We start from the raw sequence: 6,555 nt of genomic DNA, 5'->3' as shown, positions 1-6,555 counted from the left end.
TTGTACGTGTATGCAGTATCTGAATATAAACTCCGAAAAGGTTTGAAAGAGTCAAATGAGAGTGTGCCAAGTCAGACAGGGAAACCAACTCAAAACCCAACAATGAGATGGGTATTCTTTTTGTTCAGGAGAGTAAGGGAATTATCTTTGAAGATTGAAGGAAAGGTCGTAACGAAAGTCCTTAATTTGGATGAGACGATTCGGAAAATTGTCAAACAATTGGGCCCGGAGTATGAAAAATATTATTTTTATTAAAGGACTGCGGAATCTGGGATTTTTTTTTACACCACCAAATTCCATCCAAATGTATACGCTTCCTCTATCAAACCCGGATTTTCTGCTACACTCTTTGGCCCGGTCATACCTGCTGCAACAAGCAATGGGATCATAACCGATTCATGAACCGGATCAAACTCACCCTGGAAAATAAGATGTAATATCCCCCTCAATGGCGTAAACGCTTCAATATAATGTGAATATTCCAGTGGAGCATTCTGGGTGACAAGCAGGGCAGCTTTTTTCCGGTCCTCAATCCGGGTCTGCAATGCTCCTTCAGCAGATACCGTTGTATACAGATATAGCCCCCTCCTCAACTCACCACTCAGCTGCCTGTTTAATTCTCTTCTTTATGTCTGAATCAGTTAATAATAAGAGTCCCAATAAAAGTGCATTCAATGCTACGGTTTTTTGAACTGACTTTTTGGTATAACAATGTAAAGATTCCCATGAAAGAGCCTTTTTGCCAAATTTGAATAAATCCTCAATTTTTGAACGTAAAGAAATCCATTCCGTAGGGTCATTAAGAAATTCAAATAATTTTCGGAGTAAATTTTGAATTTTTTCAATGTTTTCAAGCGCTCTAATTGAATTAAACCAAATAATTGATGAATTAAACAAATTTTTTAGTTTTCTGATATTGAGATTCTTTTTTGGTATGATAAGCGGTAAAATCCTATGATTTAAAAGTGGTTCAGCATAATTTTCATATGCGTAGTATCCTCTGTCAAGGATTACACAATCATTCTCTTTTAAAATTCGTCTTCTTACCAATTCAGCAATGATTTCAGGAAATATTTTAGAATCATTTGGAGAACCTGAATGCAACAAAAAAGCCAGTGGCAATAATGATTTTGAATTAATTGCCAAGGTTAGTTTATATCCGATATAATATCCTTTTGAAGGCGAATACCCCCAGGAATAAGGTAATGAATCAAGTTTTGATTTTGAGTATTTCCTTCGGAACCAATTCAAATCAATAGATAATGCAGAACCATCAATTATGATTGTTTGTGGCTCTTTAACTCTTTTTTTCGGTTTTATTGCGGTTAATATTCCATTGGTTAATGCAACGAATTGTTCATCTGAAAATTGACTCGAAAACCGGTAAATCCAATCCGCTGATGGAACCGTCCTAATATTTAGAAATTTACGTAATTGAGGACGTTTCTTAATTTCACTTATAACATATGTGATATCTAAAGAGAAAAACATCGCAACAAAAATGATTGATAGGTAGATTCGAGCAAGCGGAACAGGATTTATTCCAGCTTTAGAGATTTCTTGTCCGACCCTACGCTTATCGAAATTTCGAATGACTGTTTCGAGCAATAACCATTTATGATCTTTAGGATCAACTATGAGTGGAGATTTCATTGTTTTAACCAAATAATAAATCTCCTTCTTGTACCTTAGATCTTTCGATTTGAACTTCTTCTTTTATTAAAATAAAGGAATATTTGAATGCACTTTTTGAGATCCGGTGAAATTTTCAGAGAACCTGATGAATTGGGTTAGATTTACCCCCTGATTTTTAGTCTTTTTAGGAGGGGGCTAATACAGATATAACCGGTCAATAATGGGCTTAAGATGACCGGAAATTCCGCCCATGTAATTTGGAGATGCAAAAACAATACCATCAGACTCGGCAATGAGATCATACATCTCCTGCATATCATCGTCCTGTATACACTGCCCGGTTTGTTTACATGCATCGCAGTTTGTACAGGCACGAACTTCCAGGTCAGATGCACAGATGATAGTTGTTGCAGCACCATGTGCAGCGGCTCCTTGTAGAACATGATGCAACAGTGTTGCAGTATTGCCTTCCGGGCGTGGACTGCCCAGGATTCCCAGAACCTTCATGATGCTGACACCTCATCAGGAAGGAATGCTTTTTGCCCCCGAAGCGGATCAGAGGACAGATAAGCTACAAAGGGGTTTTCCTCGCGTAATTATAAAGGTGCAATATTTTTGTAATATGCATAAATAGCATCTTTGCCTTCCAGTCGCAGGGGAAACGGATCCGGGGAATACGGAAATTCCACCACGGCATCATCAGCCCAGATATCCATCCATGTATCGATTGATCCGCCTTTTACTACAGACAAGTACTTCTGAGCAGCAAGAATTACTGGTGACTGATCATATTCCATCCTATCCGAGAGATTTTAATCACTATCTCGTGATTCAAAAATCTTCTATCCTTCACCTCACTTATTTTTTAACAAATTAATTCTGAAAGTAAACCGTATTTTTAATTATGCTTGGTGAATCAGTTGATCACTATGAGTTGGATTCAACGAATCTAAAGGGGAAACCGGATCTATCTTTATGAGGTTACGTCAGTCTGGGAAAATGGCGGGTGAAACAAAAAATAATTCAGAATTTCGGCGTAGAAGGGGAATAAGAAAGAGTACCGAAACCCAAAACAAAACGATTTCTTCCTGAAAATATTTTCCCGCTGAAGAGTCGTGGTGTTGGCGATGTGATACTCCTGTGGAAGATTGCACAATCCCTCAATGTTGTCAATATCATTGACCGATATACCACTCGATTTGAAACCATTGAAGGGCTCTCTCCGGGTAAATATCTAGTAACCTGGGCAATCAATCGTCTCATTGATCCCGGAAGTGCCACACAACTAGATGATTGGATCCAGTCCACTGTCCTCCCAGACCTTGCTGGGATGGATGTTCCTGATTTCACAAAAGATGTAAATCTCAAGTCACTCGATTCAATCTGCTCCCAGCCCAGAAGACACAGCGTATACAAAGTCACATTCCATCGATAGAGGCTGAACTCTATCAACGATGGCGGACCCTATAGCCTCTTCCGATTCAAAATCCGGAAATTATTGCATATGATCTAGAGGAAGAAATGCAGAGATGGTATATCGGACTGCAAAAGAAGGCAGAAAAGGTGTTGGACAAGATAGGTATGAAAGGACTGGGGAAAGGGTCAGGTATGCCTAGTGATCCTTTTGACGCTGTTTAGGATAGAAGCATCTTGTCCAGTGTGAATCATCTCCTAGATAACCTCTATAATACCTTCTGGAAGAATCACACTATGCTTTAACTAACATCATAATTTTCCTGTCCGCAATGATAATGATTAACCCCACAACGCTGAGGACAACCATTACTGCAGCAATTAAATGCAAGTTCTGGTCACTGACATTTGGATTAAAAAATATCGCGATAAGGGCCGATGATGTAATCGAACCGATATACCCAAAGGTACGGAACAGGCCTGAAGCGGTTCCAATCTGATCAGCAGTGACCTGGGTGTAAAAGGTTGTCTGGTTTGCACTTGCACCCATCCCCATAGTAATCCCGAAGACCGCTGTGATTACCACTATCCAGATTATTGGGGTTGTCGTGGTGACTAAAAATACACCTACAGACCCTATCAGACAGGCAACAGCAGACGCGATAAGGGGAGTTCGTACGAGGTTTCGTCGCGAGACCAGCCACGTAAGCAAAATGGATACGAGACTCATGGGTAAAATAATGAAGCCTACATCAGCGGATGAAATATTTTTGACGATCTGAAGCCATTGCGTGACACCATACATTACGGTGTAGACGCACACCATTGCAAGGGCAAAGCGTACATAGGTGAGTATCAATGGCTGGTTCGCTGCCAACAGACGGAGGTCAATAAAAGGCTGGCTTACCTTTCCTTCCCACCAGACAAAGGCCAAACCAAGCAGAACAGTTACACCTAATACAATCCAGTTCGGATCTGGCAGTGACATGAGAAAGACCAGGAGGCCAATCATCGTGACACTGAAGACCATGATGCCGGCCAGATCAATGCGGACCAAGGTACGAAGCGTCTTCTCACTTCTGCATTGGGTGTCTCGCGGGATCCAGGAAAAAGCCATAATAAGCGCCACGAGAGCCAGCGGGATGTTAATAAAAAACACACTCCGCCAGCCCCAGGCGGCGACGAGGAATCCGCCAATAGGCAGGCCTATAACCGCAGTTGCCATTCCCGCTATCACAAGGCCGCCAAGAACTCCTCCCGGGGGCTCTGTCAACCGGGCTGATTCGGCCCGCTGTCGGATCAGCAGCATTGCTGAAGGATATCCGGTCGAGGTACCCACCCCAATCAGGATCCGTGATACAAGCAACGTTACAAGGTCTTGACCTAAACCACCCAGCACTCCTCCAGCCAGTACAGCGAAAATACCTGCAAGGAACACCCGCCGTGGACCAAAGGCCTCAGATAATTTTCCGGCTGCCGGCTGGGCAACGATACATGCCATATAAAGTGCTGCGACCAGAACAGCAGTTTGTCCAACCGGAACATTAATAGCCGCAGCAATTGGCACCAATGCAGTGGCAATGAATGTAGTGTTGACAGGATTTAATGCGGAGCCGATGTATAAAGGGGTCACAAAATGCCAATCAAATGCATCTTTACTTTCGGTGGGTTGCGGAGAGTTGGATATATTCATTCTTCATCCCCAGACCTCAGTAAATAAAGCATTGGTCTTTTAATTGCGAAGAAATCTATTAATTTATATTTTTTGTTCAACATTGTTACCATAATACTGACATGGAGTTAGGTATTCTGAAGGCTAATGGTGTTACTTCCCGGTCTATTTGCTCAATATGGGATATGCATTACTCTTTCAATTCATCAACAATCGCTTCCATCTTCTATTTTTCATTTAACTTGAGAAGTCCAACGATTATCAGAAGTGCTCTCAAATGAAATGTTTTACATAGCCATAGATTGCTAAAACCCATTATCTGTTATTTCTTGTGTATAACGGCAAACATGGAACGATGCCCATTTTATTTCCAAGACATTCTTACATATCATTATAGACTTTTTTTTATACTCCCGGAAATCAATTTTTCAAGTATTTCTCTTTGCAAATTCTCGAACCTTTACGGAAGCATCGGGCCTAAGAGGTATTCCATGTCCTGATAACATGATATCAAAATCGATCGCAGCAATTTTATTGATTGATTGTTTTATCTCATTTAGGTCTAATGATGAGGGCCCAATTCTGATTTTATTGCCGTTAAACCTCAGTACGTCACCCGCAAACAGAATTTTTGATGCCGGATCAAAAAGACAAATACTCCCGGGTGTGTGTCCGGGTGTATGAATGGAAATGAGACCAGCGATGGTGTCACCATCTTTGAGTTTTATCTCCGGTTCAACAGGCCTTGATCCGAAAAATAAGGGGATGAGTAACTTAAAGATCCATCCCATAACACCTTTTGGTACAGGCTGAATTTTTCTACCGGCAACGTAATCTGCATCTGCTTCATGAATAGCTACCTTCGCACCGCTCAATTTTTTGATATCATCAGCGTCGCCCACATGATCAATATGAAAGTGTGTCAGGATGATAGTTTTGAGATCTGAAGGTTTTCGATTCAGAGTGTCTTGAATATATGTAACTATTTTAGCGCTGTTTTTTGGCATTCCAGTATCGATAAGTGTTAGTTCATCCCGGACAATGATAAAACAATTACCATTTACGCCATCGACTTGGTGAATTCCAGGTATTATCTCTATATTCCCTCAACTCCTTTTTTTCTCTATAAAGATCAAATATATGTCAATTTATAGCAGATACTAACAATTTTAGCAGGTGCTAACAAAAAATATAGTTACTCTTATGACGAAGAACAAGGATTTTTGGCGACGGATAGAGTCTGCACTTAATGTTATCGGAGGAAAGTGGAAACTGCTTATCGTTATTGCACTAAAGGATGGAACTCAACGGTATAGCGATATCTCACATAAGTTTCCGGAAATCAGCGAGAGGATGCTCGTAAAACAGCTCCGTGAAATGGAGCACGATGGTATTATTATAAGGACTGTCTACCCGGTTGTTCCGGCAAAGGTTGAATATTCGCTTACACAGTCAGGTGAAAAGCTGATTCCGGTTTTGAAAATTCTCGGTTTATGGAGTCTAATCTACCTTGGATCTGAAGTTATTGGTGAGGATTTGTCCGGGCCAGTGGAAGTAGATTCTACTAAACTTAATCAACTGATCGAAGATATCGATGGTATTCTAAAAGATGTCCACACTAAACTCAACCGAAAAGAAGATCCTGTTTAAGGAGCCTCTCGTTAATCACTCGTTTCTGTTATCCTAATTTGAAATATCACTACAAGAAAGTAAACTAGAAAAATACATATGCCGGATTTGAGCACTTGAACTCCTTAGAGATTAAGCAATAAAGGCCTAGGCAATAACAGATTTTGAAATCCCATAAGAAAATTCAGAAAAAACACAGTTGCCCA

General features: G+C 40.7%; 8 protein-coding genes and 1 pseudogene. 3 read left to right on the top strand and 6 right to left on the bottom strand.

The window, feature by feature from the left end:
* A pseudogene (locus DK846_RS17905) lies at positions 1-255 on the top strand (IS1634 family transposase); the annotation flags it as partial.
* Between the two features lie 26 nt (positions 256-281).
* Here DK846_RS17905 and DK846_RS12775 read toward each other — a convergent pair.
* The 4 genes from DK846_RS12775 to DK846_RS12760 form a co-directional block, all read right to left on the bottom strand.
* A complete protein-coding gene (locus DK846_RS12775) occupies positions 282-593 on the bottom strand; it encodes a hypothetical protein (RefSeq protein ID WP_109969331.1) in 312 nt (103 codons plus the stop codon).
* 1 nt (position 594) lies between these two features.
* Entirely contained in the window at positions 595-1,653 is a 1,059-nt protein-coding gene (locus tag DK846_RS12770) for a transposase (protein WP_109969330.1), read from the bottom strand.
* A gap of 177 nt (positions 1,654-1,830) precedes the next feature.
* The gene (locus DK846_RS12765; protein ID WP_109969329.1) at positions 1,831-2,142 is read right to left on the bottom strand and encodes a flavodoxin family protein; all 312 of its coding nucleotides are present in this window, start codon (positions 2,140-2,142) and stop codon (positions 1,831-1,833) included.
* Positions 2,143-2,231: 89 nt separating this feature from the next.
* Positions 2,232-2,432 carry a nuclear transport factor 2 family protein gene (locus DK846_RS12760; protein ID WP_109969328.1) on the bottom strand — a complete coding sequence of 67 codons (201 nt, stop codon included), beginning with the start codon at positions 2,430-2,432 and terminating at the stop codon, positions 2,232-2,234.
* Positions 2,433-2,764: 332 nt separating this feature from the next.
* On the opposite strand from DK846_RS12760, the gene DK846_RS12755 reads away from it, so the two are divergent.
* A complete protein-coding gene (locus tag DK846_RS12755; RefSeq protein ID WP_109969327.1) occupies positions 2,765-3,070 on the top strand; it encodes a hypothetical protein in 306 nt (101 codons plus the stop codon).
* A gap of 273 nt (positions 3,071-3,343) precedes the next feature.
* On the opposite strand, the gene DK846_RS12750 is transcribed toward DK846_RS12755, so the two are convergent.
* Positions 3,344-4,741 carry an MFS transporter gene (locus tag DK846_RS12750; RefSeq protein ID WP_109969326.1) on the bottom strand — a complete coding sequence of 466 codons (1,398 nt, stop codon included), beginning with the start codon at positions 4,739-4,741 and terminating at the stop codon, positions 3,344-3,346.
* A gap of 407 nt (positions 4,742-5,148) precedes the next feature.
* Positions 5,149-5,802, bottom strand: a complete 654-nt coding sequence (locus DK846_RS12745) for an MBL fold metallo-hydrolase (RefSeq protein ID WP_281269834.1) — start codon at positions 5,800-5,802, stop codon at positions 5,149-5,151.
* A gap of 121 nt (positions 5,803-5,923) precedes the next feature.
* On the opposite strand from DK846_RS12745, the gene DK846_RS12740 reads away from it, so the two are divergent.
* Entirely contained in the window at positions 5,924-6,370 is a 447-nt protein-coding gene (locus DK846_RS12740) for a winged helix-turn-helix transcriptional regulator (protein ID WP_109969324.1), read from the top strand.
* Positions 6,371-6,555: the final 185 nt, after the last annotated feature.

Origin of the sequence: Methanospirillum lacunae (genome assembly GCF_003173355.1) — an archaeon.
In the GTDB taxonomy this organism is placed as follows: domain Archaea; phylum Halobacteriota; class Methanomicrobia; order Methanomicrobiales; family Methanospirillaceae; genus Methanospirillum; species Methanospirillum lacunae.
Note: the sequence above shows the minus strand (reverse complement) of the source record. Positions and strands in the feature narration are given on the sequence as shown.

Excerpts from the sequence above, each read along its gene's own strand:
- DK846_RS12770 (WP_109969330.1), bottom strand. The coding sequence starts at position 1,653 with ATGAAATCTCCACTCATAGTTGATCCTAAAGATCATAAATGGTTATTG.
- DK846_RS12740 (WP_109969324.1), top strand. The coding sequence starts at position 5,924 with ATGACGAAGAACAAGGATTTTTGGCGACGGATAGAGTCTGCACTTAAT.
- DK846_RS12765 (WP_109969329.1), bottom strand. The coding sequence starts at position 2,142 with ATGAAGGTTCTGGGAATCCTGGGCAGTCCACGCCCGGAAGGCAATACT.
- DK846_RS12760 (WP_109969328.1), bottom strand. The coding sequence starts at position 2,432 with ATGGAATATGATCAGTCACCAGTAATTCTTGCTGCTCAGAAGTACTTG.
- DK846_RS12750 (WP_109969326.1), bottom strand. The coding sequence starts at position 4,741 with ATGAATATATCCAACTCTCCGCAACCCACCGAAAGTAAAGATGCATTT.